The sequence below is a fragment of the Caenimonas aquaedulcis genome, from assembly GCF_015831345.1.
Lineage (GTDB): Bacteria > Pseudomonadota > Gammaproteobacteria > Burkholderiales > Burkholderiaceae_C > Ramlibacter > Ramlibacter aquaedulcis.
The window spans coordinates 3,188,995-3,215,172 of sequence record NZ_JADWYS010000001.1 but is presented as its reverse complement, the minus strand read 5'-3'; the positions used below and the strand labels follow the sequence as shown (position 1 = coordinate 3,215,172).

Annotated in this window: 26 protein-coding genes; 13 read left to right on the top strand and 13 right to left on the bottom strand. The window is 67.2% G+C overall.

Features of this window, described 5'->3' with window-relative positions; genetic code table 11:
- Window positions 1-7: 7 nt before the first annotated feature.
- Both I5803_RS15430 and I5803_RS15425 read left to right on the top strand, forming a co-directional pair.
- Window positions 8-976, top strand: a complete 969-nt coding sequence (locus I5803_RS15430) for a tripartite tricarboxylate transporter substrate binding protein (protein WP_196987219.1) — start codon at window positions 8-10, stop codon at window positions 974-976.
- Entirely contained in the window at window positions 976-1,680 is a 705-nt protein-coding gene (locus tag I5803_RS15425; protein ID WP_196987218.1) for a molybdate ABC transporter substrate-binding protein, read from the top strand. The genes I5803_RS15430 and I5803_RS15425 overlap by 1 nt, the downstream gene beginning before the upstream one ends.
- A gap of 12 nt (window positions 1,681-1,692) precedes the next feature.
- On the opposite strand, the gene I5803_RS15420 is transcribed toward I5803_RS15425, so the two are convergent.
- From I5803_RS15420 to metC, 3 genes are read right to left on the bottom strand one after another with little or no spacing between them, the layout of a single operon-like run.
- Window positions 1,693-2,769 (bottom strand): NAD/NADP octopine/nopaline dehydrogenase family protein, encoded by a 1,077-nt coding sequence (locus tag I5803_RS15420; protein WP_196987217.1) that lies wholly within the window; start codon window positions 2,767-2,769, stop codon window positions 1,693-1,695.
- On the bottom strand, window positions 2,766-3,737 hold the full coding sequence (locus I5803_RS15415) for a Bug family tripartite tricarboxylate transporter substrate binding protein (protein ID WP_196987216.1): 972 nt from the start codon (window positions 3,735-3,737) through the stop codon (window positions 2,766-2,768). Before I5803_RS15415 ends, I5803_RS15420 begins: the two co-directional genes overlap by 4 nt.
- A gap of 52 nt (window positions 3,738-3,789) precedes the next feature.
- A complete protein-coding gene (metC, locus tag I5803_RS15410; protein WP_196987215.1) occupies window positions 3,790-4,980 on the bottom strand; it encodes a cystathionine beta-lyase in 1,191 nt (396 codons plus the stop codon).
- A gap of 110 nt (window positions 4,981-5,090) precedes the next feature.
- Here metC and I5803_RS15405 point away from each other — a divergent pair, with 110 nt between their 5' ends.
- On the top strand, window positions 5,091-5,555 hold the full coding sequence (locus I5803_RS15405; protein ID WP_196987214.1) for an Lrp/AsnC family transcriptional regulator: 465 nt from the start codon (window positions 5,091-5,093) through the stop codon (window positions 5,553-5,555).
- A 19-nt stretch (window positions 5,556-5,574) separates the two neighbouring features.
- Here I5803_RS15405 and htpG read toward each other — a convergent pair whose 3' ends face one another.
- Window positions 5,575-7,485, bottom strand: coding sequence for a molecular chaperone HtpG (gene htpG, locus I5803_RS15400; protein WP_196987213.1), 1,911 nt, complete (start codon window positions 7,483-7,485; stop codon window positions 5,575-5,577).
- Between the two features lie 205 nt (window positions 7,486-7,690).
- Between htpG and I5803_RS15395 the strand changes: the two genes are divergently transcribed.
- Window positions 7,691-7,927: a hypothetical protein gene (locus I5803_RS15395; protein ID WP_196987212.1), complete on the top strand. Its 237-nt coding sequence runs from the start codon at window positions 7,691-7,693 to the stop codon at window positions 7,925-7,927.
- A 77-nt stretch (window positions 7,928-8,004) separates the two neighbouring features.
- Here I5803_RS15395 and I5803_RS15390 read toward each other — a convergent pair whose 3' ends face one another.
- From I5803_RS15390 to I5803_RS15360, 7 genes are all read right to left on the bottom strand, one after another.
- Window positions 8,005-8,295: a DUF4148 domain-containing protein gene (locus I5803_RS15390; RefSeq protein WP_196987211.1), complete on the bottom strand. Its 291-nt coding sequence runs from the start codon at window positions 8,293-8,295 to the stop codon at window positions 8,005-8,007.
- A 287-nt stretch (window positions 8,296-8,582) separates the two neighbouring features.
- Window positions 8,583-9,971 (bottom strand): ATP-binding protein, encoded by a 1,389-nt coding sequence (locus tag I5803_RS15385; protein ID WP_196987210.1) that lies wholly within the window; start codon window positions 9,969-9,971, stop codon window positions 8,583-8,585.
- Window positions 9,971-10,666 (bottom strand): response regulator transcription factor, encoded by a 696-nt coding sequence (locus tag I5803_RS15380; RefSeq protein ID WP_196987209.1) that lies wholly within the window; start codon window positions 10,664-10,666, stop codon window positions 9,971-9,973. The genes I5803_RS15385 and I5803_RS15380 overlap by 1 nt, the downstream gene beginning before the upstream one ends.
- A 10-nt stretch (window positions 10,667-10,676) precedes the next feature.
- Window positions 10,677-10,895 carry a hypothetical protein gene (locus I5803_RS15375; protein WP_196987208.1) on the bottom strand — a complete coding sequence of 73 codons (219 nt, stop codon included), beginning with the start codon at window positions 10,893-10,895 and terminating at the stop codon, window positions 10,677-10,679.
- 254 nt (window positions 10,896-11,149) lie between these two features.
- Window positions 11,150-12,157: an ABC transporter substrate-binding protein gene (locus tag I5803_RS15370; RefSeq protein WP_231402837.1), complete on the bottom strand. Its 1,008-nt coding sequence runs from the start codon at window positions 12,155-12,157 to the stop codon at window positions 11,150-11,152.
- Between the two features lie 30 nt (window positions 12,158-12,187).
- Window positions 12,188-12,952 (bottom strand): pseudouridine synthase, encoded by a 765-nt coding sequence (locus tag I5803_RS15365; protein ID WP_354001672.1) that lies wholly within the window; start codon window positions 12,950-12,952, stop codon window positions 12,188-12,190.
- 62 nt (window positions 12,953-13,014) lie between these two features.
- Window positions 13,015-13,743: a Crp/Fnr family transcriptional regulator gene (locus I5803_RS15360; protein ID WP_196987205.1), complete on the bottom strand. Its 729-nt coding sequence runs from the start codon at window positions 13,741-13,743 to the stop codon at window positions 13,015-13,017.
- 112 nt (window positions 13,744-13,855) lie between these two features.
- Here I5803_RS15360 and I5803_RS15355 point away from each other — a divergent pair, with 112 nt between their 5' ends.
- The 9 genes from I5803_RS15355 (at window position 13,856) to I5803_RS15315 (ending at window position 24,416) form a co-directional block, all read left to right on the top strand.
- A complete protein-coding gene (locus tag I5803_RS15355) occupies window positions 13,856-15,802 on the top strand; it encodes an AMP-dependent synthetase/ligase (RefSeq protein WP_196987204.1) in 1,947 nt (648 codons plus the stop codon).
- Window positions 15,799-16,614 carry an ABC transporter ATP-binding protein gene (locus I5803_RS15350; RefSeq protein WP_231402429.1) on the top strand — a complete coding sequence of 272 codons (816 nt, stop codon included), beginning with the start codon at window positions 15,799-15,801 and terminating at the stop codon, window positions 16,612-16,614. The genes I5803_RS15355 and I5803_RS15350 overlap by 4 nt, the downstream gene beginning before the upstream one ends.
- Window positions 16,615-16,618: 4 nt before the next feature.
- Complete coding sequence (locus I5803_RS15345) at window positions 16,619-17,548, top strand: branched-chain amino acid ABC transporter permease (protein WP_196987203.1); 930 nt, start codon at window positions 16,619-16,621, stop codon at window positions 17,546-17,548.
- 96 nt (window positions 17,549-17,644) lie between these two features.
- Entirely contained in the window at window positions 17,645-18,721 is a 1,077-nt protein-coding gene (locus I5803_RS15340; RefSeq protein ID WP_196987202.1) for a branched-chain amino acid ABC transporter permease, read from the top strand.
- 45 nt (window positions 18,722-18,766) lie between these two features.
- Window positions 18,767-20,098 carry an ABC transporter substrate-binding protein gene (locus tag I5803_RS15335; protein ID WP_196987201.1) on the top strand — a complete coding sequence of 444 codons (1,332 nt, stop codon included), beginning with the start codon at window positions 18,767-18,769 and terminating at the stop codon, window positions 20,096-20,098.
- Window positions 20,099-20,123: 25 nt separating this feature from the next.
- Window positions 20,124-20,930, top strand: coding sequence for an ABC transporter ATP-binding protein (locus I5803_RS15330; RefSeq protein ID WP_196987200.1), 807 nt, complete (start codon window positions 20,124-20,126; stop codon window positions 20,928-20,930).
- Between the two features lie 20 nt (window positions 20,931-20,950).
- Window positions 20,951-22,198 carry a phenylacetate--CoA ligase family protein gene (locus tag I5803_RS15325; protein WP_196987199.1) on the top strand — a complete coding sequence of 416 codons (1,248 nt, stop codon included), beginning with the start codon at window positions 20,951-20,953 and terminating at the stop codon, window positions 22,196-22,198.
- A 123-nt stretch (window positions 22,199-22,321) separates the two neighbouring features.
- Window positions 22,322-23,314, top strand: a complete 993-nt coding sequence (locus I5803_RS15320; RefSeq protein ID WP_196987198.1) for a tripartite tricarboxylate transporter substrate-binding protein — start codon at window positions 22,322-22,324, stop codon at window positions 23,312-23,314.
- 94 nt (window positions 23,315-23,408) lie between these two features.
- The gene (locus I5803_RS15315) at window positions 23,409-24,416 is read left to right on the top strand and encodes a Bug family tripartite tricarboxylate transporter substrate binding protein (protein WP_196987197.1); all 1,008 of its coding nucleotides are present in this window, start codon (window positions 23,409-23,411) and stop codon (window positions 24,414-24,416) included.
- A gap of 3 nt (window positions 24,417-24,419) precedes the next feature.
- Here I5803_RS15315 and I5803_RS15310 read toward each other — a convergent pair whose 3' ends face one another.
- Entirely contained in the window at window positions 24,420-24,743 is a 324-nt protein-coding gene (locus tag I5803_RS15310; RefSeq protein ID WP_196987196.1) for a DUF1840 domain-containing protein, read from the bottom strand.
- The gene (locus I5803_RS15305; RefSeq protein WP_196987195.1) at window positions 24,743-26,014 is read right to left on the bottom strand and encodes a class I SAM-dependent methyltransferase; all 1,272 of its coding nucleotides are present in this window, start codon (window positions 26,012-26,014) and stop codon (window positions 24,743-24,745) included. Before I5803_RS15305 ends, I5803_RS15310 begins: the two co-directional genes overlap by 1 nt.
- Between the last annotated feature and the right edge of the window lie 164 nt (window positions 26,015-26,178).

Here is a 26,178-nt window from a genome sequence, read left to right as displayed (position 1 = left end):
GAGCCAGATGAAGACTTTCATTCGTGGTGTGTTCGTCGTGGTGTCCACATTCGCCATGTGCGCGGCCGCATTCGCGCAGACCTGGCCCGCGCGGCCCGTCAAGATCATCGTGCCGTTCGCGGCCGGGGGCCCCGCGGACAACTACGCGCGCTTCATCGCGCAGCGCCTGTCCGAATCGCTCGGCCAGTCCTTCGTCGTCGACGACAGGCCGGGCGGCGGCTCCATCATCGGCACCGACGTGGTCGCGAAGTCGCCGGCGGACGGCTACACGCTGCTGCTGATGTCCAACACGCACACCGTCAATGAAACGCTGATGCCGGGCAAGCCTTTCGCATTGATGAAGGACTTCGTGGGCATCGCGCCCATCAACTATTCGGACCTGGTGCTGGTCGCCAATCCCTCCGTGCCGGCATCGAACCTGAAGGAACTCCTCGCGCTCGCCAAGGCCAAGCCGGGCAAGGTGAACTACGCATCGTCGGGGCCGGGCACGCCGTACCACATGGCCGGCGAATTGTTCAAGAGCATGTCGGGCGTCTACCTCGTGCACATCCCCTACAAGGGCAGCAGCGGCGCGCGGACCGACGTGATGGGCGGCCAGGTCGAGCTGATGTTCGACGCGGTGACGACCATGGCGGAAGTGATCAAGGCCGGCAAGGTCAAGGCGATCGCCACGACGGGCCTGCAGCGCTCCAGCGTGCTGCCGGACGTGCCGACGGTGAGCGAGGCCGGCGTGCCGAACTACGAAGCGACGATCTGGCTCGGCCTGATGGCGCCCAAGGGGACGCCCAAGGCGGTGGTGGACAGGCTCAACGAAGCGGTGTCCAAGATCGCGAGCCAGCCCGACGTGAAGGCGGCGTGGGGCAAGCAGGGCGCGACGCCCCTGGTGATGACGCCCGCCGCGTTCGACAAGTACCTGCAGGACGACATCGCGAAGTGGTCGCGCGTGATCAAGTCCGCGAACATCAAGGCGGAATGATGTCCAGCACGATCCATCTGCTGAGCGGCGGCGCCGCCCAGAGCCTGGTCAACGGGTTGAAGGAAAGTTTCGCGCACGGCAGCGGCGTGCGCGTGCACGGCAGCTTCGGCGCCGTGGGCGCGATGCGCGACAAGCTGCTCGCGGGCGCGCCCTGCGACGTGCTCGTCCTCACGCAGGCGCTCATCGACCAGCTCACGAAGGACGGGCATGCCGTGCCGGGCAGCGCCGTCCCGCTCGGCATCGTGAAGACCGGCGTGGCGGTGAAGACGGGGGCGGCTGCGCCGGACGTTTCGACGGCCGTGGCGCTGAAGGCCGCGCTGGAAGGCGCGAGCGCGATCTACTTTCCCGATCCGGTGAAGGCCACCGCCGGCATCCACTTCCTCAAGGTGATGAAGTCGCTCGGCGTGGACGCGGAACTCGAACCGCGCTTCAAGACCTTCCCGAACGGGGCAGCGGCGATGCTCGCCCTGTCGCAGGACCCGGACCGCGGCGCCATCGGTTGCACGCAGGTCACGGAGATCCTCTACGCCGACGGCGTGGAACTCGCGGGGCTCCTGCCGCGCGAGTTCGAGCTGGCGACGGTCTACACCGCGGCCGTGTGCACGAGGGCGCAGGACGCGAAGGCGGCGGGCGCCTTCATCGCCATGATGGCCGGCAACGACGCAGCGCAGTTGCGCCGGTCGGGCGGGTTCGAAGCGCCGTAGCCGCGCGCCGGCTCACGCCGCGTTGACGCGCGCGAGCAGGCCCTGCATCGACTCGCCCTCCAGGCGAAGCGGCGCGATCAGGTCGTTCTCGGCAGCGAGGTCGCGCCCGAGAATCAGGCCTGCAGTCTGCACCACCGTCTGCGTCGCGGGCATCGCCACACCCGCCACCTTCCCCAGCACCGCGCTGAAGACGAGTCCGTAGGGAACGTCCTCGCCCAGGAAGCGCGTCGCGGTGTCCGTCGGCCCGGGCGGCCCGCCGCGCTTGGCGTGCAGTTCCGCCGCGATGTCCGCGAGCGTGGCCGACGTGGTGCCGAAGGACTTCGCGAAGTGCGCCTCGATCGTGCGCACCTGCAGGCCGAACGCGGCCGCGAGCGCGATGCGCTCGGCATCGAGCCTTCCGATCACGGCCGCCACCTGCGGCGTCATGTAGTGGTACTGCGGCCAGTTCTCCGCGCGCTCGATGCGCGTCCAGTTGAACAGGGCCAGCGGCCCATGGGCCACGGGGTTGATGTTCGTGAGCGCGCTGGCAAGCGAATTCGGGTCAGTCACGAAGACGTCGCCGAACAGCTCGCGGCACAGCGCGAGCGCGGCGTCCGCGCGCGCCACGGGCAGCGCGGACACACCGAGCTCGGTGCGCTTCGTCATGACGCGGACTTGCGCGGGCCCGGCGCGCCGCGCGGTGAGCACCGTGGTGCCCATGCTGGCGACCGTGATGTCGACGCCGCGCGCGCGCGCCTGCTCGAACAGGTAGAGCGAGGACAGCGAGCTCATCGAGCTCACGATCACGGTCTGCCCCGATGCGAGCGCGGGCAGCAGCGCATCCATCACCGCCCGGTGGCCGTTCACGGGCACCGCGATCAGAACGGCCTTCGCGCCCGCCAGTGCCTGCGCCGGCGTGTCGGCGACGACAACGCGCGCGCTGCCCTCGAGCACGCCCGTCGACTGCAACGGGGCGTCGCGCAGGCCGTCCGCGCCGCGGCCGCCCGGCGACCACACGCGCACCTCGTGCCCCGCCTGGGCGAGCCACGCCGCGCTGGCGAAGGCGATGCCGCCGGTTCCGGCGATGGCGATCGTAGCTGCCGCGCTCATTCGCCCTTGATCCCGCCCTGCGTGATCACCTTGCCCCAGCGCTGGTCGTCGTCGGAGATGACCTTCGCGAGCTCCTTCGGGCCGCCGCACTCGACCACCGCGCCGAGGCCGCTGAAACGCTCCTGCGTTTCCGGCAGCTTGCACACGGCCACGATCTCCGCGGCGAGCTTGTCGATGACGGCTTGCGGTGTCTTGGCGGGCGCCAGCAGGCCGACCCACACAGGCACTTCCAGGCCCTTCATGCCGCTCGCCTCGGTCATCGTCGGGCTGCCCTTGAGGTTGGGCAGGCGCTGCGTCGTGAAGCTCGCGAGCACGCGCGCCTTCTTGTCTTCCACCATCGGGTCGATCGACGCCGAGCTGGTGACGATCATCGACACCTGCCCGCCCAGCAGGTCCGTGAGCGCCGGCGCCGCGCCCCGATAGGGCACGTGCAGCAGCTTGATGCCGGCGGTCTGCGCGAAGAGTTCGCCCGTGAGGTGCGAGACCGTGCCGTTGCCGGTGGACGCATAGCTCACCTGGCCGGGGCGCGCCTTGGCATCCTTGATGACGTCGGCGACGCTGTTGTACGGGCTCTGCGCGCGCACGCCCATGGTCATCGGCGTGTCGGCCACGATGGCGATCGGCACGAAGTCCTTGCGCGCGTCGTAGGGCAGCCTGGCGTTCAGGTGCGGGGCGATGGAGATCGCGCCCCCGGTGGCCAGCAGCACGGTGTTGCCGTCCGGCGCGGCCTTGGCCACCGCGTCGGCCGCGATCACGCCGCCCGCGCCGGCCTTGTTGTCGATGACCACGGGCACGCCCAGGCGCGCCGTGAGCTTGTTGCCGAGGTAGCGGCCGATCACGTCCTGCGCGCCGCCGGCGGCGAACGGCACGACGATGCGAAGCGGCTGGCTGCTTTGCGCCTGCGCGAGGGAGGACTGGGCCGCGACCAGGGCGACGGCGGCAGCCAGGAAGGTGTGCTTGATGTTCATGTGAGGACTCCGTGAATGTGGGTTTGTAGCACTGTCGCAAGAACCGTGCGCCCTAGGCGCGCGTCGCGCGGCCCAGCGCGGCGGTGAAGTCGCGGATGAGGTCGTCCACGTCCTCCAGTCCGGCATGCACGCGCACGAGCTGGCCTTCGTGCGGGAACGGCCGGACCGAGCGTTTCGGCGGATCCACGGGCAGCACCAGGCTTTCGTAGCCGCCCCAGGAGAGGCCGATGCCGAAGAGCTGGAGGGCGGAGAAGAATTCGGACAGGCGCGCGGGCGCCATCGGCTGCAGCACCACGCCGAAGAGCCCGCTCGCGCCGTGGCAGTCGCGCCTCCACAGGTCATGGCCCGCATCGCCGGGAAGCCCGGGGTGCAGCACCTGCCGCACCGCCGGGTGCGCCTGCAGGGCCTGCGCGAGCGCGATGCCGTTGTGGTGGTGCCGGCGCAGGCGCACCGAGAGGCTGCGCAGGCCGCGCAGCGCGAGGTAGATGTCGTCGGGACCCGCCGTCTGCCCGAAATCGTGCGCGCCCTCGCGCAGCAGGTCCCAGGCGCGCGCATTGGCGGTCGCGACGCCCAGCAGCGCGTCCGAGTGGCCGACGATGTACTTGGTCGCCGCCTGGATCGAAATGTCCACGCCGTGCTCGAAGGGCTTGAAGAACAGCGGCGTCGCCCAGGTGTTGTCCATCACGACGAACGCCCCGCGGCGATGCGCGGCCTGCGCGATGGCGGGGATGTCCTGCATCTCGAAGGTCAGCGAGCCGGGCGATTCGACGTAGACCATGCGCGTGTTCACCCGCGTGAGCGCGGCGACGCCTGCGCCCAGCGCCGGGTCGAAGAATTCCACCTCCACCCCCAGGCGCGTGAGCACGCGCGCGGCGAACTGCCGCGTGGGCCCGTAGACGCTGTCGGTGATGAGCACATGGTCGCCGGGCCGCACGATCGCGAGGATCGCGTGCGTGCACGCCGCGAGGCCCGAGGGGAAGACGATCGCGTGTTCGCCGCCTTCCAGCTCGGCCATCGCGGACTCGAACGCGCGCGTGGTCGCGGTGCCGAAGCGGCCGTAGCTCGCCATGGCGTTGCCGGGCTGCTTGCGCGACTCCCACTCCTCGAGCGTGTTCGCGACGATGGTGGAGCCCCGGCAGACGGGTGTGTTGACGAGGCCGCCGAAGGCCTCCGGGTCACGCCCGGTGCGAGCGAGGAAGGTGTCGCGGCGGGCAGGCTCGTTGTAGTGCGTGGCTGGGTTCATGCCATCAGTCTCGCAGGCGGCCGCGAAACCGGATTGCGAAATCCACCACCATTTCGGTGCACCTGAGCATGGGATACCATGAAAGTCATTTTTCAAGGAATGCCATTCCCATGGACAAGTTCGACAAGGCGATCCTGGATGCATTGCAGGACGACGCGACGCTGCCGGTGGCCGAACTCGCGGCGCGCGTCGGCCTCACCGCGACGCCCTGCTGGCGGCGCGTGCAGCGGATGGAGGCGTCGGGCCTGATCCGCAAGCGCGTCGTCCTGCTCGACGCGAAGAAGCTGAATGTCGGCGTGACGGTGTTCGTGTCGATCCGCACGCAGCACCATTCGGTGGACTGGCTCAAGTCCTTCCACCGCCTCGTCTCCTCGATTCCCGAGGTGACGGAGTTCTACCGGATGGCCGGGCAGACCGACTACCTGCTGAAGGTGGTCGTGCCGGACATCGCGGCTTATGACCGCGTCTACAAGCGCCTCATCCAGGGCGCGGAGCTGGGCGACGTGAGTTCCAGCTTCGCGATGGAAGAGATCAAGTGCACGACGCGGCTGCCGCTGGATTACGCGGCGGCGTGAGGGGCACGCCGCCCGGTCTTCAGACCAGCAGCGAGTTCACCCGCCGCACATAGGCCGCCGGGTCCGCGGGCAAGCCACCTTCCGCCAGCAGCGCCTGGTCGAAGAGGATGTTCGCCAGGTCGTCGAAGTGGTCCGAGCTCTCCAGCTTCTTCACGAGCGGATGCTCCGCGTTCACTTCCAGCACCGGCTTGACTTCCGGCGCCTGCTGGCCGGCCTGCTTCAGCATGCGCGCGAGTTGCATGCTCATGCCGCTGTCCGTCACCACCAGGCAGGCCGGCGAATCGACGAGGCGCGTCGTGACGCGTACGTCCTGCGCCTTGTCCTTGAGCGCTTCCTTGAGCTTCTCCAGCACGGGCTTGAAGGTCTCCGCGGCTTCCTCGGCGGCCTTCTTCTCGGCCTCGTCCTGCAGCGTGCCCAGGTCGACCGCGCCCTTGGCCACGGACTGCATGGGCGTGCCGTCGAATTCCTGCAGGTAGTTCAGCGCCCACTCGTCGACACGGTCGGTCATCAGCAGCACCTCGATGCCCTTCTTGCGGAAGATTTCGAGCTGCGGACTGTTCTTGGCCGCGGCGAGCGTGTCGGCGGTGATGTAGTAGATGGCGGCCTGGCCGTCCTTCATGCGCGCCTTGTAATCCTCCAGCGACACCGTCGCGGTGTCGGAGGTGGTGGACGCGAATCGCAGGAGCTTCGCGAGGCGGTCGCGGTTGGCGAAGTCCTCGCCGAGGCCCTCCTTGAGGACCGCGCCGAACTCCGCGTAGAACTTGCCGTACTTCGCCTTGTCCTCTTCGGCTGCGGCCGTGTCCTTCTCCTGCTTCGCAAGGTCTTCCAGCATGCCAAGCACGCGCTTGGTCGAGCCTTCGCGGATCGCCCGCACGTCGCGGCTTTCCTGCAGCAGCTCGCGGCTCACGTTCAGCGGCAGGTCGGCCGAGTCGATCACGCCCTTGACGAAGCGCAGGTAAGACGGCAGCAGCGCCTCCGCCTCGTCCATGATGAACACGCGCTTGACGTACAGCTTGACGCCCGCGGCCTTTTCGCGGTTCCACAGGTCGAAGGGAGCGTGCGAGGGGATGTAGAGCAGCTGCACGTACTCGGTCGCGCCTTCCACGCGGTTGTGGGCCCACGCGAGGGGCGCCTCGTGGTCGTGGCTGATCTGCTTGTAGAACTCCTGGTACTGCTCGGGCGTGATGTCCTTCTTCGGCCGGCTCCACAGCGCGCTCGCCTGGTTGACGGTCTCCCATTCGTCGGTGAGGACCATCTCGCCGCCCTTGTTGTCCTCCCCTTCCTTCCACTCTTCCTTGCGCATGAGGATGGGCAGGGAGATGTGGTCGGAGTACTTGCCGATGATGGACTTGAGCTTCCAGGTGGACAGGTAGTCGGCCGCGTCCTCGCGCAGGTGCAGCGTCACGCTGGTGCCGCGCTGCGGGCGCGTGATGGTCTCGACCTCGAAATCGCCGGCGCCGCTGCTGGTCCAGCGCACGCCATCCTCTGCCTTCAGGCCGGCGCGGCGCGATTCGACCGTGATCCTGTCGGCCACGATGAAGCCGGAATAGAAGCCGACGCCGAACTGGCCGATCAGCTGCGCGTCCTGCTTCTGGTCGCCCGAGAGCTTGCCCATGAACTCGCGCGTGCCGCTCTTGGCGATGGTGCCGAGGTTGTCGATGGCCTCCTGCTGCGACAGGCCGATGCCGTTGTCGGTGATCGTGAGGGTGCGCGCTTCCTTGTCGAACGCGACGCGCACTTCCAGGTTCGGCGCGTCTTCGTACAGCGCGTTGTCGTTCAGCGCCTCGAAGCGCAGCTTGTCGCAGGCGTCCGATGCGTTGGAGATGAGCTCGCGCAGGAAAATCTCCTTGTTGGAATACAGGGAGTGCGTGACGAGGTGGAGCAGCTGGGCGACCTCGGCCTGGAAGGAAAGGGTTTGTTTTTCGCTCATGGGATCGACGGGATGGGGCAGTTGGATGCCGGGGAGATAGGGGCCGGCGGGCCGGCTTTCAAGACCGTTTCGACGGAGCGGGAATTATCCACCCCCCTCGCCGGGAGGATGGGCGTGACAAATTCGACGCAAGGGCCTTGCGGCAGGCCCCGGCGGCCCTTGCGCGGCCGCACAGCCGGGCTGCCGCGCGGTACATTAGCCGCCTATGAGCATCGATCTCCTGCCCTTCTCGTCCTTCGCGCTCGAATCGTCGGTAGGCCCCGCCTCCGGGCTCGGCGACACCTGGACGCTGACGCTGGCGTCCTTCGAGGCGGCCCACCCGCTGCTGGACATGGCCATGGGCGGCACCATCGTGCTGCACGTGGATGCGGCGCAGGCCACGGGCGGCGAACTGGCTCGGGTGGTGCCTGCGGACGCGGCGCCCATGACCGTCACGTTCTGATCTTTCCGTCTCCCCAAACAAAAAGCGCCCGGAGGGGCGCTTTTTGCATCTGGAGGAGACAACCGGAACAACAGGGATCAGCTGTTGCCTTCGCCCGAGGAGATCTGGCCGAGGCGCAGGGCTTGCGCGGCTTCCGCACGCACGGCCTTGCTGTCGACGGTGGACTTCACTTGCGCGGCGACGCGCGAGCCTGCGGGCTCGACGCTGCGCGTACGGGCGACGGTGGCGGCTTCGGCCATGACTTCCGCACGGGTGCGGCTGCCCTGGAATTGCACGCCGTATTGCGAAGCGTCGGCTTCGTCGGCGCGGGCGCCCACGGAAGCGACAGCGGCGAAAGCGGCGATGGCGAGGATGGCTTTGGAGTTCATGATGATGAGACCTTTCAGTGAGTGAATGACAAACAACCTGTTTGCGGTTGCAGCTTGTTTTCTTCTTCAAGCACCAACCGTGATCTCACTGTAGGCGGGGGGATTTAGGCGAGCCTTAGCGTTGACTTAGGTGGGGGTTAGCGGTGTGCGTGTCATCCCTTTTTTGGACGCAGAAATCGCAGAGGTTACGCAGAAGGAAGCCCAGAAAAATTCAATTGGATTTTCTGAATTCAGTTCTGCGTCACTTCTGCGAATTCTGCGTCCTTGACTTGAGACGCCAGGAGAGATCAGCGCGCCGCTTCGACGCGCGCGATGAGGCCGCTGCGGTCCGTGCGGTTGCGCAGCACGATGCGCAGGCCGCAGCGCTCCGCCGCGGCTTGCGCGATCGCGAGGCCCAGGCCGCTGCCGTTCACGGTGCTGCCCGGCACGCGGAAGAAGCGGTCGAACACGCGCGGGAGCATGTCCTCGGGGATGCCGGGGCCCGTGTCGATGACTTCGATCGCGGGCGTCGCTTCGTTCGTGACGAGGCGCACGTCGACGACGCCGCCCGGCGGGGTGTAGCGCAACGCGTTCTCGATGAGGTTGTCCACCACGCTGCGCAGGTCGCTCGCCGAACACTTCAAGGTGACCGGGCGCGCGTTCTCGTCGGCCACCAGGCCCAGGTCGATGCCACGCTGGTCCGCCAGGGCGATCAGCGCGCCAATGCTTTCCGTCAGTTGCGCCTGCAGGTCGAGCGTGGTGTCCGCGTCCACCACCGGCGCCTCCTGGCGCGAGAGTTTCAGGAGCTGGTCCACCAGCCGTTGCGCGCGCTGCACGCCGGCCTCGAGCTGCGCGAAGCTTTGCTGGCACGCGCCATCGGGCATGTCGCGGCGCACGTTTTCCAGCTGCAGCGCGACGGCGGTAAGCGGCGTTCGAAGTTCATGCGCGGCGTCCTGAACGAAGCGGCGCTTCATGGCGAACGATTCGCGCAGCCGCGACAGCAGCATGTTGAACGACACCACCATGGGCCGCAGTTCCGCGGGCACGCGGTCCGTCGACAGGCCCTGCGGCGAATTGAGGTCCTGCTGCTGCGCCTCGCGGCCGATGTCCTGCACCGCGCGCGACATCGCACCCGACAGCAGCCACAGCACGAGGATCGACAAGGGCAGCAGGATCAGCACCGGCGCGAGGGCCGAGGCTGCGCGTTCGGCCGCCAGGGTGTCGCGAAACGCCTCGCTCTGGAAAATCTGCACCTGCCGCTTGCCGGGCCCCCCAGGTGGAGACGTGTAGAGACGCCATCGCGCGTCGCTCGCGGTCACGTCGTGAAAGCCCGTTTCGGCCTGCAGCGGCGCGGCGAGCGGCGCCCATGAGGTCGCCTGGAGCCGCCCGTCCGGCGTCCACACCTGCACGACGTAGGCGCCCCAGTCGCGGATGCGCTCGGCCGACTGCGCCGGCGGCACCATGTGCTCGCCCTGCGCCGCGATGGACTGGCCGAGCTGCTGCATCTGGTCGTCCATGAATTCGCCGACCATGCGGCAATAACTGAAGTACGAGAACGCGGCGGACGCCGCGCCCACGACCAGGAAGAGCGGAACCAGCCACAACAGCATCGCCCGCCGCAGCGAGCACAGCCTGCCTTCGGGAAAGACGTTGAAGCGCGCGTGCTGGCGGGCGATCGGCTCGGCGTGGAAGCGCATCACGATGCGGTGCCCTCCGCCGATGCGGCCGGCGTCGCCGTCGCGGCGATGCGCCAGCCCAGGCCGCGCACATTGCGGATCGTGTCGGCGCCGAGCTTCCGGCGCATGCCGTGAATGAGGACGTCCACCGCGTTGCTGCTCACTTCCTCGCCCCAGCCATAGATGCGCGATTCGAGCTGGTCGCGCGAGAGGATCGCGCCGGGCCGCTCGAGCAGCGCGTGCAGGAGCGCGAATTCGCGCGCCGAGAGTTGCGAGCGCTCGCCCTGCACCAGCACTTCGCGCGTGGTGAGGTCCAGCTGCACGCCCGTGCCGCCGATCACCGAGTGCGCGCTGCCGTCGCGCCGGCGGATCACCGCGCGCATGCGCGCGAGCAGCTCGCGGAATTCGTAGGGTTTGACGAGGTAGTCGTCGGCGCCGATGTCCAGGCCGGTGATGCGGTCGTCGATGCCGTCGCGCGCGGTGAGCACGAGCACGGGCGTGTGGTCGCCGAGGCTGCGCGCCTTGCGCAGGACTTCGATGCCGTCGCGCTTGGGCAGGCCGAGGTCGAGCAGCACGCAGGCGTAGCCGCCGTCGCCGAGCGCGCTTTGCGCCAGCAGGCCGTCCTTGACCCAGTCGACCGACCAGCCGTTCGCGCCCAGGGCCTGCTTCAGGCTCTGGCCGATCATCTCGTCGTCTTCGACCAGCAGGACTCTCATGCGGTGGGGACTAGCGAAGTCGCTGGCCCGCGTCCCAGCGGGCCTCGCGCACGGCATTGTGGAGTGCCGCGACACCCCAGAAGAGCAGCCCCGACACCACGAGCGACGCGAGGCCGAGCACGGGACTGAGCTGCATGCCCCACGCGGCGACGACACCGGTGACCAACGCGGCCAGGGCGGCGAAGAACAGGGCGGAGAAGGCGATGCGGTGCATGGAGAGGGTGTACATGGGGTGCTTCCTCTTGGAGGGTGCACCGAGTCTATTTTGCGAGATTTAGGCGGGGATTAGTTTCTCGGCGAAGCTACAGCTTTTGAACGCAGAGGACGCAAAGGATTCGCAGAGGACGCAAAAGGAATACAAAAGAAAACAAATCCAATTGAATTTTTTGAATTCCCTTCGGCTGTTCTTCTGCGTCCTCTGCGTCCTCTGCGTAACCTTTGCGTCCTCTGCGTTCAAAATCGTTGGCGCCTCGCATGGCCTGTCTACCGAGGCAGCGATTCCACCTCTTTCACCCACTTTTCAACCAGGCGCCGCCGCTCCGACGCCTTCCCGTATTTTTCGAAGTCGTACTTGATCAGCCGCACGTTGTCCAGCGGCGGGATCCGCGGATCGAGTTTCACCGTCTTGTTCGCCGGGAACTGCAGGCTGTTCGCACGCGCACCGACTTCCTGGCCGGTCTTGCTCATCAGCCAGTCGTAATAGCGCTTCGCACCCTCATGGTTGCGCGCGCCCTTTACCAGGGCAATGCCGCCGATCTCGTAGCTCGTGCCTTCGCAGGGGGCGGCCGCGTAGACAGGAAACTTGTTCGTCAGGCGCTCGTTGTCGAAGCCGAAGATGAAGCTCACCCCGATCGCGACCTCGCCCTTGGCCACGCTGCGCGCCTGCGCGGTGCCGCTGCGCGTGTACTGCGTGATGTTCTTGTGAAGCTTCTTGAGGTAGTCGAACGCCTGGTCTTCGCCCATCATCTGCACGAGGCCGGCGAGGATGGTGTAGCCCGTGCCGCTGGAGCCGGGATGCGAGGTCTCGATCTCGCCCTTGTAGCGCGGATCGAGCAGGTCCTTCCAGCACTTCGGCGCGGGCAGCTTCTTTGTCTTGAGCACCTCTTCGTTCCAGCCGAAGCCGATCGCGCTCGTGTAGAAGCCGCCGACGTAGTTCTGGCTCATCGCGTACTGCCGCACCGCCCAGCCGTGCAGGTCGCCGAGGTAATCGGGGCGATAGGCATCGAGCAGGCCCAGCTCGGCGGCCTGGTAGTACGGATCGCCCGTGCCGCCCCACCAGATGTCGGTCTTCGGGTTGGCCTGCTCCGCGCGCAATTGCGCCAGTGCCTCGCCCGTTGCCTTGCGCGTCTGCAGCACCCTCACGCCGGTCGCGCGCGTGAAGTCCTGCGCGGCGAGTTCGCACCAGGACTGGTCGGTGCTGCAGATCGCGTTCACCACCCCCGCGCCCTGCGCGTGCACGCCACCGCAAAAGGCCAATGCCGACAGGGCCATCGCCACGAGTGTCTTGTTCATGTGTCCGTCCTAGAAACGCTCTTGCGGAGCGAGGTATCGCCATTGTCCGACCGGCAGGTTGCCGAGCAGCACGCGGCCGATGCGGATGCGCTTCAGGCCCACCACCTTCAGGCCGACCTGCTCGCACATGCGGCGGATCTGCCGCTTCTTGCCTTCCGTCAGCACGAAGCGAAGCTGCTCGGGGTTCTGCCAATCCACCTGCGCGGGTTTGAGCGGCTGGTTGTCGAGCGAGAGGCCGTGGCGAAGCCGCATGAGCTGCGCGCGCGGGAATGCCGACTGCACGTCGGCGGCGACGTCGCCGTAGGTCACGCGCACCAGGTATTCCTTTTCCATGCCGCTGTCTTCGCCGATCAGCTGGCGCGCGATTCGCCCGTCCTGCGTGAGCACGAGCAACCCGATCGAATCGATGTCCAGCCGGCCTGCCGGCGCGAGCCCGCGCAGCTGTTGCGGGGCGAACCTCGTCTTCGACGCATCGCCGCGCCAGTGGTTGCGCTCTTCCACGAGCACCACGGCGGGCTGGTAGCCGTCCTCCGCCTGGCCGCTCACGTAGCCGATGGGCTTGTTCAGCAGGATGGTGACCTGCTCCTGCTGCTGGCCGCGCGCCTTCGGGTCGACGTCGATGCGGGCGTCGGCCGCGACCTGCAGCCCCATCGGCGCGACCTGGCCGTCCACGCGCACCCAGCCGCGCGCGATCCAGTCGTCGGCCTCGCGCCGGGAGCACATCCCCAGTTCGGCCATGCGCTTGTTCAGCCGTGTGGTGGATGGTTCAGGCACGTTGCAAATCTCTCTTCTGTCGTTGAGGGCGATTGTGCCCGCGGTTTTTTTGGACGCAGCCTTCATGCCGCATGCACTGCTCGAGCAAAGTCGTTCGACCGCAAAGCATCGAGATCGAGCACGCGCAGGCCGCCATATTCGACGCGGATCGTCTGCGCGGCCTCCAGCGCCGTCAGTGCCTCGTTCACCCGCTGGCGCGAGAGGCCCACGAGGTATGCGAGTTCCTGCTGCGTGATGCGCAGCACGTCGCCCACGCCGGGGAAGAGCACCGGGTTGAAAAGCGCCGCGAGGCTGCGCGCCACGCGCAGGTCCGGGTTGTTCATGCGGTCGATCTCGCGTGCCGCGATGAACTGCGCGAGCCGCTCGTTGAGCTGGTTCATCACGAAGCGGTTGAAGCCGATCGAGTTGTCCAGCAACCAGTGGAAGGTGTCGACCGGCAGGCCGGCGACGACGCTGCGCCGCAGCGCCTGGATGTTGTAGCGGTAGGCCTCGCGCTTGAGCGCGGTGCCCTCACCGAACCATCCGCCCGGCGGCAGGCCGCTGAAGGTGACGGTCTGGCCCTGCGCGTTGTCGCTGCTCATCTTGAGCAGGCCCTCCACCACGCCGAACCAGTAGGTCACCGGCCGGCCGATGCGGCAGAGGTAGTCGCCCGGCATGGCGTCGGCCACCTTGATGTGCCCCACGGCGCGCTCGTACTCCGTGCCCTTCAGGAGGCGCAGCCAGGGAATGCCCGCCAGTTCGGCGGGTGTCGGGTCACGCCTGCGCTGGTGAAGGGTGAGGTCGGTCGACATGGGATGAAGCCCTACTAGGACATTCCCTAGGATTGTCGTTGCAAAGACATCCCGGCGTCAAAGTCGGTCCTAGCATTCGCCCACTCACCCGACCCCTCACGAGGACCCGCGAATGGAGACCACGTTTCCGCGACTGCTGATGCGCCACGCGCAGGAGCGCCCGCACGACGCAGCCATGCGCGAGAAGGAGTACGGCATCTGGCGCGCGCACGACTGGGCCGGCCTCGCGCAGCTCGTCGAGCATCTCGCCTGCGGCCTGCACGAAGCGGGGCTGCGCCCGGGCGAGCACATGGTGCTGATCGGCGCGAACCGGCCGCGCCTGTACGCGACGATGCTCGCGGTGCAGTCGCTCGGCGCGATCCCGGTGCCGCTCTACCAGGACGCCGTCGCCGCCGAATGCGTCTTTCCCCTCAACAACGCGGAAGTGCGCTTCGCCTTCGCGGAAGACCAGGAGCAGGTCGACAAACTGCTCGAAGTACGCGCTCAGTGCCCCGGCCTGCAGGCCATCTTTTTCGATGACCCGCGCGGGCTGCGCAACTACAGCGAGCCGGGCCTGCAGTCGCTCGACGCGCTGCTGCAATCCGGCGCGCAGTTCGCGGCGCGCGAGCCGGGCTTCTTCAAGGCCCGCCTCGAGCAGGCGAAGCCCGACGACGTCGCGGCGATGTTCTATACCTCGGGCACGACGGGCAACCCCAAGGGCGTGGTGCACACCCATCGCACGCTGCTCGACCGCGCGAGTGCCGGCGCCGCGTTCGACAAGCTCACGCACCGCGAAGAGGTGCTCGCCTACCTGCCGCCCGCATGGATCGGGCAGAACATCTTCAGCTACGCGCAGTGGCTGTGCTGCGGCTACGTGGTGAACTGCCCCGAGTCCGCCGGCACGGTGATGATCGACCTGAAGGAGATCGGGCCCACCTACTACTTCGCGCCGCCGCGCGTCTTCGAGGGACTGCTCACCACGGTGATGATCCGCATGGAAGACGCGGGCTGGCTCAAGCGCAGGATGTTCCACGCCTTCATGGACGTTGCGCGCCGCGTCGGCCCGGCGCTGATGGACCGCAAGCCCGTGGGCGCCGCCGACCGCCTGCTCTACGCGCTGGGCGACTTCTTCGTCTACGGCCCGCTGCGCAACAACCTGGGTTTCTCGCGCGTGCGCGTCGGCTACACGGCCGGCGAGGCGATCGGGCCGGACCTCTTCACCTTCTACCGCTCCATCGGCATCAACCTCAAGCAGTTGTACGGCTCGACCGAGACGGCGGTGTTCGTCTGCCTGCAGCCGGACGACCAGGCCAGGTCCGACACCGTCGGCATCCCGATCGACGGCGTGGAGATCAAGGTCGCGGACAACGGGGAGATCCTCGTGCGCTCGGGCGGCCTGCTCAAGGAGTACTACAAGAACCCGGCCGCGACGGCCGAGGTGCTGACGGCCGACGGCTGGTACCACACGAGCGACGCGGGCTTCCTCGACGCGCAGGGGCACCTGAAGATCATCGACCGCGTGAAGGACGTCGGGCGCATCCGCGGCGGCGCGAACGACGGCGCGATGTTCGCGCCCAAGTACGTGGAGAACAAGCTGAAGTTCTTCCCCTACATCAAGGAAGCCGTGGCCTACGGCGACGGGCGCGAGCGCGTGTGCGCGATGATCAACATCGACTTCGATGCGGTGGGCAACTGGGCCGAGCGGCGCAACCTGCCGTATGCGGGCTACACCGACCTCGCGCAAAAGCCCGAGGTCTACGAGCTCATCAAGGACTGCGTCGAGAAGGTCAACGCCGACCTCGCCGCCGACGAGCGGCTCGCGGGCTCGCAGGTGAGCCGCTTCCTCATCCTGCACAAGGAGCTGGACGCCGACGACGGCGAGCTCACGCGCACGAACAAGGTCCGCCGCGGCTACATCGCCGACAAGTACCAGGTGCTGGTCGATGCGCTATACGGCGGCAAGTCCGAGCAGTACATCGAGACGCAGGTGAAGTTCGAGGACGGCCGCACCGGCAGCGTCAACGCCACGCTGCGCATCGTGGACACGAAGATCTTCTCACCCGTGAAGGCGGCCGCATGAACATGACCGACGCGGAACACCTGACGGCCGCCAGGCGCAAGGTCGGCGAGGTCATCCTCGACGTACAGAACATCTCGCTCGCCTTCGGCGGCGTGAAGGCGCTCACCGACATCTCCTTCGACGTCCGCGAGCACGAGATCCGCGCGATCATCGGGCCCAACGGCGCGGGCAAGAGCTCGATGCTCAACTGCATCAACGGCGTGTACCAGCCGCAGCAGGGCTCGATCACCTTCCGCGGCAAGACCTTCAAGCACATGAACAGCCACCAGGTCGCTGTGATGGGCGTGGCGCGCACCTTCCAGAACCTCGCCCTCTTCAAGGGCATGAGCGTTCTGGACAACATCATGACGGGGCGCAACCTGCGCATCAAGAGCAACCTTTTCATGCAGGCGCTGCGCATCGGTCCCGCGGAGCGCGAGGAGATGCGGCACCGCGAATTCGTCGAGCACATCATCGACTTCCTGGAGATCCAGGCCTTTCGCAAGACACCCGTCGGGCAGCTGCCGTACGGCCTGCAGAAGCGCGTCGACCTCGGCCGCGCGCTCGCGATGGAGCCGCAGGTGCTGCTGCTCGACGAGCCGATGGCCGGCATGAACGTCGAGGAGAAGCAGGATATGTGCCGCTTCGTGCTGGACGTGAACGACGAGTTCGGCACGACCGTGGTGCTGATCGAGCACGACATGGGCGTGGTGATGGACATCAGCGACCGCGTCGTGGTGCTGGACTACGGCAAGAAGATCGGCGACGGCACGCCCGACGAAGTTCGAAACAACCCCGAGGTGATCAACGCCTACCTCGGCACGAGTGACTGACACGATGGCCTTCTTCCTCGAAACCCTCATCGGCGGCCTCATGGCCGGCATGCTCTACGCGCTCGTCGCGCTGGGCTTCGTCCTCATCTTCAAGGCCTCGGGCGTCTTCAACTTCGCGCAGGGCGCGATGGTGCTGTTCGCGGCGCTCGCGATGGCGCGCTTTTCCGAATGGATCCCGCAGTGGACCGGGCTGTCGAACAAGGTGCTGGCGGACATGGCGGCCTTCGTGCTCGCGGGCGCGCTGATGTTCGTCGTCGCGTGGCTCGTCGAGAAGCTCGTGCTGCGCCACCTGGTGAACCAGGAAGGCGCGACGCTCCTGATGGCCACGCTGGGCATCGCCTACTTCCTCGAAGGCATGGGCCAGACCCTGTTCGGCAGCAGCATCTACAAAATCGACATCGGCATGCCCAAGGATCCCGTGTTCATCCTGGAAAACACCTTCCAGGGCGGCATCCTCGTCAACAAGGAAGACCTCTACGCCGCGTGCATCGCGGCCGTGCTGGTCGCGGCGCTGAGCCTGTTCTTCCAGAAAACCGGCACGGGCCGCGCGCTGCGCGCGGTGGCGGACGACCACCAGGCCGCGCAGTCCATCGGCATCCCGCTCGCGCGCATCTGGGTGATCGTGTGGTGCGTCGCGGGCGTCGTGGCCCTCGTCGCCGGGATGATCTGGGGCAGCAAGCTGGGCGTGCAGTTCTCGCTCGCGACGGTGGCGCTGCGCGCGCTGCCCGTGGTGATCCTGGGCGGCCTCACCTCCGTGCCGGGCGCGATCATCGGCGGCCTCGTGATCGGCGTGGGCGAAAAACTCTCCGAGGTGTACATCGGTCCGCTGGTCGGCGGCGGCATCGAAATCTGGTTCGCCTACGTGCTGGCGCTGGGCTTCCTGCTGGTGCGGCCGCAGGGCCTCTTCGGCGAAAAGATCATTGACCGCGTATGAAATACGCCGTCAATGATCTTTCGGTGCAGACTAACTTTTGCGCAGCAAAAGTTAAGCGAAGCGTGTCGGAACCAAAAAATCATCTAGGCATTTGAGATGCTCTACCGGGAAAACGGCCAGTTCAAGACCAGCTACCGCGCGGACCTGCAGATCTTCCCGATCCTGCAGGACCGCTGGACCATCCTCGCGCTGCTCGCCTTCGCGTTCCTCGTGGTCCCGTCCTTCGCGTCGGACTACTACTTCCGCGCGATCCTGATCCCCTTCCTCATCATGGCCCTCGCCGCGCTGGGCGTGAACATCCTGGTCGGCTACTGCGGGCAGATCTCGCTGGGCTCCGGCGCGTTCATGGCCGTGGGCGCGTACGGCGCGTACAACTTCTTCGTGCGCATCCCCGACATGCCGCTCGTGCCCGCGCTCATCCTCGGCGGCCTGTGCGCCACGGCCTTCGGCATCGTCTTCGGCCTGCCCAGCCTGCGCGTGAAGGGCCTGTACCTCGCCGTCGCGACGCTGGCCGCGCAGTTCTTCGCCGACTGGATGTTCCTGCGCATCAAATGGCTCGTGAACGATTCGCCCTCGGGCTCCGTGTCGGTGAACGGCCTGCAGGTGTTCGGCCTGCCGATCGAAAGCGGCGTGAGCAAGTACTGGTTCTGCCTCACGGTGCTGTGCATCGTCGCCCTGCTCGCGAAGAACCTCGTGCGCAGCGCCATTGGCCGCGAGTGGATGGCGATCCGCGACATGGACGTCGCCGCCGCGGTGATCGGCATCCGCCCCGTCTACGCGAAGCTCACCGCCTTCGCCGTGAGTTCCTTCATCGTCGGGATGGCCGGGGCCCTGTGGGCGTTCGTGTACCTCGGCGCCTGGGAGCCTGCCGCGTTCAACGTGGACGTCTCCTTCCGCCTGCTCTTCATGGTGATCATCGGCGGGCTCGGCTCGATCACGGGCGCGTTCTTCGGCGCCGCCTTCATCGTGGTGCTGCCGATCTTCCTCAACCAGTTCCTGCCTTTCGCGGCGTCGCTTGTCGGACTGTCCGTTTCCACGGAAGCCGCCTCGCATGCCGAACTCATGATCTTCGGCGCGCTGATCGTGTGGTTCCTCATCGTCGAGCCGCACGGGCTCGCCAAGCTCTGGTCCACCGGCAAGCAGAAGCTGCGCCTCTGGCCCTTCCCCCATTGACCCGCATCGCGCTGTGACCCCCCACTTCAACCAAGGAGACAAACCATGATGTTGCCCAGAAAGCTACTCGCCCTCGCGGCGATCACTGCGGCCGCCGCGACGCTCGCCCCGAGCGTCGCCTTCGCGCAGGCCAAGGAGCAGTTCTTCCCGCTGCTGTCCTACCGCACCGGGCCGTACGCACCCAACGGCACGCCCTGGGCGAACGGCAAGCAGGATTACCTGAAGATGATCAATGCGCGCGACGGCGGCATCAACGGCGTGAAGCTCACGTTCGAGGAATGCGAGACCGGTTACGCCACGGACCGCGGCGTGGAGTGCTACGAGCGCCTGAAGGGCCGGCCGGGCATGACCCTGTTCGATCCCCAGGCGACCGGCATCACCTTCGCGCTGACCGAGAAGGTGGACAAGGACAAAATCCCGCTGATCACACTGGGCTACGGCCTGTCGGTCGCGCAGGACGGCAATGCCTTCAAGTGGAATTTCCCGCTCATGGGCAGCTACTGGACCGGCGCCGACATCCTGATCCAGGCGATCGGCAAGAAGGAAGGCGGTCTCGACAAGCTCAAGGGCAAGAAGATCGCGCTCGTCTACCACGACTCGCCCTTCGGCAAGGAGCCGATCCCGCTCCTGCAGGAGCGCGAGCGCATGCACGGCTTCAAGCTGGACCTGATCCCGGTGACCGCCCCCGGCGTCGAGCAGAAGGCCGCCTGGCTGCAGGTGCGGCAGCTGCGCCCGGATTACGTGCTGCTGTGGGGCTGGGGCGTGATGAACTCCACCGCGCTCAAGGAAGCGCAGGCCACGGGCTACCCGCGCGACAAGATGTATGGCGTATGGTGGGCCGGCGCCGAGCCCGACACCAAGGACGTCGGCGAAGGCGCGAAGGGCTACAACGCGCTCGCGCTCAACACGGCCGGCACGCAGCCCAAGGTCATCCAGGACATCCTGAAGTTCGTCCACGACAAGGGCCGGGGCACGGGCCCGAAGGATGAAGTCGGCTCGGTGCTGTACACCCGCGGCGTGATCATCCAGGCGCTGGGCGTCGAAGCGGTGCGCCGCGCGCAGGAGCGCTACGGCAAGGGCAAGGTCATGACGCCCGAGCAGGTCCGCTGGGGCCTGGAGAATCTCGCGCTCGACCAGAAGAAGCTCGCCTCGCTGGGCCTCGACCAGGTGATGAAGCCGATCAGCACCTCGTGCGCCGACCACATGGGCTCCACCACCGCGCGCATCGAAACCTGGGACGGCAAGCAGTGGATCGTGCATCCGGAGTACTACACCGCCGACGAGCAGATCATCAAGCCGATGGTCAAGGCCGGCGCGGACAAGTACCTGGCCGACAAGAAGCTCACGCGCCGCGCGGCTTCCGACTGCGCTTCCTGAGATCGCGACGCCCGGAGCACCTGCCATGCAAGCGAAAGCCCTTCTCGACGTCAGCGGCATCGAGGTCATCTACAACCACGTGATCCTCGTGCTCAAGGGTGTTTCGCTGCAGGTGCCCGAGGGCGGGATCGTGGCGCTGCTCGGCGGCAACGGCGCGGGCAAGACGACGACCCTTCGCGCCGTCTCGAACCTGCTGAAGGGCGAGCGCGGCGCGGTGACCAAGGGCTCCATCGAGCTGCGCGGCGAGCGCATCGAAAACCTCACGCCGGCCGACCTGGTCGAGCGCGGGGTCGTGCAGGTGATGGAGGGCCGGCATTGCTTCGCCCACCTCACCATCGAGGAGAACCTCCTCACCGGGGCCTACACCCGCAAGAGCAAGGGCGAAGTCGCGGCCAACCTCGAGAAGGTCTACACGTACTTCCCGCGGCTCAAGACGCGGCGCACGTCGCAGGCGGCCTACACCTCCGGCGGGGAGCAGCAGATGTGCGCCATCGGCCGCGCGCTGATGGCCAACCCGAGCATGGTGCTGCTGGACGAACCGTCGATGGGCCTCGCGCCGCAGATCGTGCAGGAGGTCTTCGACATCGTGAAGGACCTCAACGCGCGCGAGAAGGTCACCTTCCTCCTCGCGGAGCAGAACACCAGCATGGCGCTGAAGTATTCGGACTACGGCTACATCATGGAGAGCGGACGTGTCGTGATGGACGGGCAGGCGGCCGAGCTCGCAACCAACGAGGACGTCAAGGAGTTCTACCTCGGCATGGGCGGCGGCGAGCGGAAGAGTTTCAGGGACGTGAAGAGCTACAAGCGGCGCAAGCGCTGGCTGGCCTGACGCCCCACGGAGGGAAGCACATGAGCGAACATTTCGACGCGCTGGAAGCGCGCGACCCCGGGGCGCGGGAGGCGCAGCTGATGCTGGACCTGCCGCAGCAGGTCGCGCATGCGCAGCGCAACTCCACGGCGTACGCCGAGATCCTCGCGGGCGTCGACGCGGACGCGATCGCCTCGCGCGATGCGCTGGCGAAGCTGCCCGTCACCCGCAAGAGCGAGCTGCTCGAGCGCCAGAAGGCGCGCCGCGCGGCCGATCCCTTCGGCGGCTTTTCCACGCTGGTGCGCGGCCCGAAGATGCCGCGCGTCTACGCCTCGCCCGGCCCGATCTACGAGCCGGAGGGCACCGGCAGCGACTACTGGCGCGTCGGGCGCGCGATGTTCGCGGCGGGCTTTCGCTCCGGCGAGCTCGTGCACAACGCCTTCAGCTACCACATGACCCCGGGCGCCTTCATCATGGAATCCGGCGCGCACGCCGTGGGCTGCAGCGTTTTTCCCGGCGGCGTCGGCCAGACCGAGCAGCAGCTGCAGGCCATCGCCGAACTGCGGCCCGAGGCCTACGCAGGCACGCCCAGCTTCCTGCGCATCCTCGTGGAGAAGGCGCGCGAAACCGGCAGCGACATCTCCAGCATGCGCAAGGCGCTCACCGGCGGGGAGGCGCTGCCGCCGAGCCTGCGCACCTGGTTCGCCGAGCAGGGCATCACGGTCTTCCAGAGCTACGCGACCGCGGACCTCGGCCTCCTCGCCTACGAAACCGCCGCGCTCGAGGGCATGGTGCTGGAGGAGTCCGTCATCCTCGAGATCGTGCGTCCGGGCACGGGCGACCTGGTGGCGGACGGCGAGGTCGGCGAAGTCGTCGTGACCACCCTCAACCCCGCCTACCCGCTGATCCGTTTCGGCACGGGCGACCTCTCGGCGGTCCTGCCAGGCTCCTGCCCCACCGGGCGGACCAACACGCGCATCAAGGGCTGGATGGGCCGCGCGGACCAGACGACCAAGATCCGCGGCATGTTCGTGCACCCGGGGCAGGTGGCGGACATCGCGCGCCGCTTTCCGGAGGTGCTGAAGGCCCGGCTGGTCGTGAGCGGGGAGATGGCCGACGACGTGATGACGCTCAAGGTCGAGGCGAGCCCGATGAGCCAGGGGCTGGACGCGCGCATCGGAGAGGCGATCCGCGATGTGACCAAGCTGCGCGGCGGCGTCGAGCTGCTGCAGCCCGGCAGCCTGCCCAACGACGGCAAGGTCATCGAGGACGCGCGCAGCTACAAGTAGCGGGCGGCTGAGCTGGGCGGCCCCGGTCGAGGGCTTTCCCCAATCCCGATAAGTAGTTACCGAGATGGCAAGGCGCCCTGGTGCGCCTACCATGCGTGCATCGCACCAAGGAGTGATCCGCCCATGAACAAGCTCTTCAAGACCCTTGCCCCGATCGCGCTCGCGATCACGGCTTTCGGCGCCACCGCCGCCGACCCCTTCCCGGCTTCCGGCAAGGTCATCACCATCGTCGTGCCCTTCGCGGCCGGCGGCCCGACCGACCGCGTCGCGCGCGACCTGGCCGAAGCCATGCGCAAGCCGCTGGGCGGCATCAGCATCGTCGTGGACAACGCGGCGGGCGCGGGCGGCTCCATCGGCGCCAACAAGGTCGCCAAGGCCAATCCCGACGGCTACACGCTGCTCGTCCACCACATCGGCATGGCCACCATGCCCACGCTGGTGCGCAACATCCCGTTCAAGGTCGAGTCCGATTTCGAGTACCTGGGCGCGATCAACGACGTGCCGATGACGATCATCGGCAAGCCCTCGCTGCCCGCGAACAACTTCAAGGAACTCACCACCTGGATCGGCCAGAACAAGGGCAAGATCAACCTGGGCAACGCCGGCGTCGGCTCGGCCTCGCACCTGTGCGGCCTGCTGTTCCAGGAAGCCATGAAGACCGACATGACGCCCGTCCCGTACAAGGGCACCGGCCCGGCGATGACGGACCTCATCGGCGGCCAGATCGACATCATGTGCGACCAGAGCACCAACACCTCCAGCCAGATCGAGGCGAAGAAGGTGAAGGCCTTCGCCGTCACCACGCCCAAGCGCCTGACGACGCCCGCGCTGAAGGACCTGCCCACGATGCAGGAAGCCGGCGTGAAGGACTTCCAGGTCACGATCTGGCACGGCCTCTACGCGCCCAAGGGCACACCCGCCGACGTGCAGAAGAAGCTGAACGACGCGTTGAAGGTCGCGCTCAAGGACCCGGCGTTCATCAAGAACGAGGAAGGCCTGGGCGCGGTGATCGTGAGCGACAAGCGCATGGAGCCGGCGGAGCACAAGAAGTTCGTCGCCGCCGAAATCCAGAAATGGAGCCCGATCATCAAGGCCGCCGGCGTCTACGCCGACTGAAGCCGCATGGCATCGCGAAAGAGCCGCCTTCGGGCGGCTTTTTTCATTCCACATCCATTACGATGAACCCCAGAAGCATCCTGGAGACGACCCCATGACACACCTGCATTCCACGCAGCGCCGCCTCGTGCTCGGCGCCCTCGCCTCCGGCGCGGCCTCGCTCGCATTGCCGTCGCTGGCGCAGGGCGCCTGGCCGAACAAACCGGTGCGCATCGTCGTGCCGTTCGCGGCGGGCGGCACCACAGACATCCTCGCGCGCGCGGTCGCGCCGGAGTTGTCGAAGGCGTTCGGCCAGCAGTTCATCGTGGACAACCGCGCGGGCGCGGGCGGCAACGTGGGCGCGGACATCGTCGCCAAGTCCGCGCCGGACGGCTACACGCTGCTCATGGGAACCGTGGGCACGCACGGCATCAACCGCGCGCTGTACGACAAGCTGCCCTATGACCCGATCAAGGACTTCGCGCCGATCACCATGGTGGCCGGCGTGCCCAACGTGATGGAGATGCAGACCGAGAAGGCAAAGGCGCTGGGCATCAACAACGTGCGGGACTTCATCGCGTACGCCAAGTCGCATCCCGGCAAGATCAACATGGCCTCGAGCGGCAACGGCACGTCGATCCACCTGGCCGGCGAATTGTTCAAGAGCATGACGGGCACCTACCTCGTGCACTTCCCGTATCGCGGTTCGGGCCCCGCCCTCCTGGACATGGTCGGCGGCACCATGGACGTGATGTTCGACAACCTGCCGTCGTCGCTCCCGCAGATCAAGGCGGGCAAGCTCAAGGCCCTGGCCGTGACGAGCCGCCAGCGTTCGGGCGCCCTGCCCGACGTGCCGACGATCGAAGAGGCCGCGGGGCTCAAGGGCTTCGACGCGACCTCCTGGTTCGGCCTGCTGGCGCCGGCCGGAACCCCACCCGACATCGTCAACCGCATCCAGCAGGAAGTCGCCAGGTCGCTGGGGACCGCGGCGATCAAGGAGAAGATGCTGGCGCAAGGCGCGATCCCGAGCGGCGACACGCCGGCGGAGTTCGCGCGCCACATCGACGCGGAACACAGGAAGTGGGCGAAGGTGGTGAAGGACTCCGGCGCGAAGGTCGACTGAGGGCTACACGCCCCAGACGACCTCGGCGCCGGCCTGCTGGCAGCGCTTGAGCATGTCCAGGAAGGGCACGGCGCGCTGGCGCAGCGAGACGCCGTCGAACTTCGGCGCGGGCTCGCCCTTGGCCTTGGCCTCGTCGGCGAGCGCCTTCTGGTCCGACTCTTCCTTCGCGATCGCGGACTCGAGCGAGGAGATCGCGCCGGGCATCTGCTCGGGCAGGATGATGCCCTTGGGGCCGGCGTCCTTGCCGATGATCTCCAGCACGCGGCGGCCGTTGGGCTCGAGCATGATGAGGTCGCCGGCGGCCTTGGATTTGAATTTGTAGAGCATCAGCGGGAGGGGCTGTAGATATAGCCGCGGTTGAAGGGATAGGCCGATTGTGCGCCGCGGATCGCCCCCGTTTGCAACTGTCCGTCGGGCCGTGTCGCAAGAATCTGGTGCAGGCCGATCCAGCCCTGCTCGAAGCTCATCGCGCAGCCGGCCAGGTACAGCCGGTAGGCGCGCAGCACACGCTCCGCATCCACGGCATTCCCGCTGGTGGCCAGCACGTGCCGCGCCTCGTCCAGCCGTCCCTCCAGCGCATCCGACCAGGCCCAGAGCGTGCGCCCGTAGTGGGGCCGCAGGTTCTCGGTGTCCACCATCTCCAGCCCCGCGGCCGACAGGTCGCGCAGCACATGGCTCACGTGCAGCAGCTCGCCGCCCGGGAAGATGTACTTTTCGATGAAGTCGCCCATGCCCGCGCCGAGCTGCTGGTCCGCGACGCTGCCGGCCGTGATGCCATGGTTCATCACCATGCCGCCGGGCTTGAGGAGGGCGTGGATCTTCGCGAAGTAGGCCGGCATGTTGGCCTGCCCCACGTGCTCGAACATGCCGACCGACGCGATCTTGTCGTAGCCCTGCGCTTCGTCCAGCTCGCGGTAGTCGCGCAGCTCCATCTTCACGCGGCCCTCGAGGCCCTTGTCGCGGATGAGCTGCTGCACGTACGCGTGCTGGTTCTTCGACAGCGTGATGCCGGTCGCCCGGACGCCGTAGTTCTCGGCCGCCCACATGAGGAGGCCGCCCCAGCCTGCGCCGATGTCCAGGAAGCGCTCGCCGGACCGCAGCATCAGCTTGCGGCAGATGTGGTCGAGCTTGGCCTCCTGCGCCTGCGCGAGGGACATGTCGGCGTCGCGATAGTAGGCGCAGGAGTAGACCCTGCGCGGGTCCAGCCACAGCGCGTAGAAATCGTCGGAGACGTCGTAGTGGAACTGGATCTGCTGTGCGTCGCGGTGCGGGGAATGCGCGGCCAGCGACTTCGCCCGGCGCAGCAGGAGCGTCAACCAGCTGGCGCTGCCGGCCACCGGCGTGTCGGGCATCAGGCGGGCCGCCACCGCCATGAGGTCGCGCATGCGGCCTTCGAGCTGCACACGGCTTTCGACGAAGTCTTCCGCGATTCGCCCGATCTGCCCCGCGGCCATGGTGGCAAGCCCGGACCAGTCCTTGAAGGACAGCGTGACCGCCGCCGCGGGGGGGCCCACGCGCTGGCCTGCCGGCAGCTCGATGGCGACCGGCACGGGCAGGCCCGCAAGTTGCGATTCGATCTTTCGCAGCAGCGTGTCCATACGTAAATTCTTGCCAATTGACCCGCGATCCGTCAATTGTCGCGTTGTAGGACGACATCGCGTTTCCGGGGGTGGACCGGGTTGCGTCAAGGCAGATGAAGCCCTGTTGACACCACTTTGTTTAGGTCTAAACTATTTAGACCCGACGATAAAAAGCAGGATTT

Coding starts and splice junctions, on each gene's coding strand:
- I5803_RS15430 (WP_196987219.1), top strand. CDS start 8: ATGAAGACTTTCATTCGTGGTGTGTTCGTCGTGGTGTCCACATTCGCC.
- I5803_RS15355 (WP_196987204.1), top strand. CDS start 13,856: ATGGAGACCACGTTTCCGCGACTGCTGATGCGCCACGCGCAGGAGCGC.
- I5803_RS15360 (WP_196987205.1), bottom strand. CDS start 13,743: ATGTCGACCGACCTCACCCTTCACCAGCGCAGGCGTGACCCGACACCC.
- I5803_RS15315 (WP_196987197.1), top strand. CDS start 23,409: ATGACACACCTGCATTCCACGCAGCGCCGCCTCGTGCTCGGCGCCCTC.
- I5803_RS15375 (WP_196987208.1), bottom strand. CDS start 10,895: ATGTACACCCTCTCCATGCACCGCATCGCCTTCTCCGCCCTGTTCTTC.
- I5803_RS15335 (WP_196987201.1), top strand. CDS start 18,767: ATGATGTTGCCCAGAAAGCTACTCGCCCTCGCGGCGATCACTGCGGCC.
- I5803_RS15340 (WP_196987202.1), top strand. CDS start 17,645: ATGCTCTACCGGGAAAACGGCCAGTTCAAGACCAGCTACCGCGCGGAC.
- I5803_RS15385 (WP_196987210.1), bottom strand. CDS start 9,971: ATGCGCTTCCACGCCGAGCCGATCGCCCGCCAGCACGCGCGCTTCAAC.
- I5803_RS15305 (WP_196987195.1), bottom strand. CDS start 26,014: ATGGACACGCTGCTGCGAAAGATCGAATCGCAACTTGCGGGCCTGCCC.
- I5803_RS15330 (WP_196987200.1), top strand. CDS start 20,124: ATGCAAGCGAAAGCCCTTCTCGACGTCAGCGGCATCGAGGTCATCTAC.
- I5803_RS15390 (WP_196987211.1), bottom strand. CDS start 8,295: ATGAACTCCAAAGCCATCCTCGCCATCGCCGCTTTCGCCGCTGTCGCT.
- I5803_RS15405 (WP_196987214.1), top strand. CDS start 5,091: ATGGACAAGTTCGACAAGGCGATCCTGGATGCATTGCAGGACGACGCG.
- I5803_RS15310 (WP_196987196.1), bottom strand. CDS start 24,743: ATGCTCTACAAATTCAAATCCAAGGCCGCCGGCGACCTCATCATGCTC.
- I5803_RS15350 (WP_231402429.1), top strand. CDS start 15,799: ATGAACATGACCGACGCGGAACACCTGACGGCCGCCAGGCGCAAGGTC.
- htpG (WP_196987213.1), bottom strand. CDS start 7,485: ATGAGCGAAAAACAAACCCTTTCCTTCCAGGCCGAGGTCGCCCAGCTG.
- I5803_RS15380 (WP_196987209.1), bottom strand. CDS start 10,666: ATGAGAGTCCTGCTGGTCGAAGACGACGAGATGATCGGCCAGAGCCTG.
- I5803_RS15370 (WP_231402837.1), bottom strand. CDS start 12,157: ATGGCCCTGTCGGCATTGGCCTTTTGCGGTGGCGTGCACGCGCAGGGC.
- metC (WP_196987215.1), bottom strand. CDS start 4,980: ATGAACCCAGCCACGCACTACAACGAGCCTGCCCGCCGCGACACCTTC.
- I5803_RS15345 (WP_196987203.1), top strand. CDS start 16,619: ATGGCCTTCTTCCTCGAAACCCTCATCGGCGGCCTCATGGCCGGCATG.
- I5803_RS15320 (WP_196987198.1), top strand. CDS start 22,322: ATGAACAAGCTCTTCAAGACCCTTGCCCCGATCGCGCTCGCGATCACG.
- I5803_RS15425 (WP_196987218.1), top strand. CDS start 976: ATGTCCAGCACGATCCATCTGCTGAGCGGCGGCGCCGCCCAGAGCCTG.
- I5803_RS15420 (WP_196987217.1), bottom strand. CDS start 2,769: ATGAGCGCGGCAGCTACGATCGCCATCGCCGGAACCGGCGGCATCGCC.
- I5803_RS15415 (WP_196987216.1), bottom strand. CDS start 3,737: ATGAACATCAAGCACACCTTCCTGGCTGCCGCCGTCGCCCTGGTCGCG.
- I5803_RS15395 (WP_196987212.1), top strand. CDS start 7,691: ATGAGCATCGATCTCCTGCCCTTCTCGTCCTTCGCGCTCGAATCGTCG.
- I5803_RS15325 (WP_196987199.1), top strand. CDS start 20,951: ATGAGCGAACATTTCGACGCGCTGGAAGCGCGCGACCCCGGGGCGCGG.